Annotated in this window: 1 protein-coding gene; it reads left to right on the top strand. The window is 58.1% G+C overall.

Annotated elements, in window-relative coordinates; genetic code table 11:
* Positions 1 to 121: 121 nt before the first annotated feature.
* A complete protein-coding gene (locus ACSVC7_RS32645) occupies positions 122 to 1,072 on the top strand; it encodes a hypothetical protein (RefSeq protein WP_448208761.1) in 951 nt (316 codons plus the stop codon).
* Positions 1,073 to 1,340: the final 268 nt, after the last annotated feature.

Raw genomic sequence — 1,340 nt, 5'->3', positions numbered from 1 at the left:
GCGTCTTCGGCCGGGCTACGCCCGACCTCCGTCGCGACGACGGCGTCCTTCATTCTCATCGTGATTGACGCCCGTTCTCACCGTGATTGTCGCGCCATACCCGGCGCCGCTTTTCCGGGAAATGGCGTCCATCGACGCTCCGCAAGCGATTGATGCGGAATATCTGCGTGCATCTGGAAACCAAGCGCGATGGGGCGTCATCCCCAATAGCCTTGAAACCTTTGGATTGATTGCGCGGAAGGAGACCGATGCTCTTTATCTGGAAATGCTGGACTTTGATCCTCGCCTTACGCTCGATAGAGTGGCGCGCAGGGGCGCATTTTCGCACCTTCCCACTCGTGCGGCTGCCATTAGTGCCACCCAAATCTTAGTCCAGAGGGCGGCGCTCGACCTCGACGTTTCGTCAGACGAGTTTGAAGCATTAGAGCCACGCCTACGCGGCGGCAGGCCGATGCTTCAAATCGCCGATTCGCTGATCAACGGATCGGGCCTGTCGCGTCGTCTGGGAGAGGATCGGACCGATGGCACGCCGCATATCGTTCACCTCATTAGGAGTATCGTAGACGACCATGAGACTTGGCCGCTTGTCGACTTCCTTGCGATCGACGATGAAGGAGAACATGCAGCGCGCTGCCAAACGTCATGTTACCGATGCATCCAGCGCTACGGCAACCGCCCCTATCACGGCTTACTCGATTGGCGCCTCGGCTTAGCCTACCTACGCGCTATGGTCATGCCCGGCTATACTTGCGGGTTGGCCACCGACGATATGCGCTTCCCCGAGATCACAGGATGGCGCGAGCATGCGGTTGTGCTTGCAGAGACTGCCGCTCGAATGCGCCCAGGTATTTTGACTGCCGACATCCATGCTGCGTCTGGACTCCCGTGCCTGATTGAGCGGGGAAAGGATCGACCCGATGCTACGATAATTGTCATTCATCCGCTGTGGCTTAGGGAAGGCAACGCCGGCCTCGCGTTGGCCGGAGGTGAGCAAGTGAGATTTATAGACACGTTCGAGCTTGAGCGTAGGCCATTGCGGGCCCTAGAGGATGCAAGGAGAAGAGCCCCGTGACAGTGGTCATGTCCCGAAACGTAATCGGGTCTTGTTAATTTTGCCGGCCTGAAGGACGGCGTGGAGAATGAGGAGGCCTCCGTTTTTCCGGCTATCAGAGAAACAGAGAGCACTCAGGTTATCGCGTAACAAGAGCGACGGCGAACATCTCCTTGCCGTGGGCTTCCTTAGAGTCCGTTTGACAACCTGTTCAGTGGCAGACACGCCGGAGTAGCAGGCTTGCCATGGCGAGTTGTATCATGCCGCTGGAGACGTCGATCCGGGCTTC

Source organism: Azospirillum mesophilum, assembly GCF_053470405.2.
The sequence above is the reverse complement of the archived record's forward strand: the minus strand, read 5'-3'. Positions and strand labels throughout refer to the sequence as shown.

Bases quoted from the DNA above. Each gene is read 5' to 3' on its own strand.
- ACSVC7_RS32645 (WP_448208761.1), top strand. From the start codon at position 122: ATGGCGTCCATCGACGCTCCGCAAGCGATTGATGCGGAATATCTGCGT.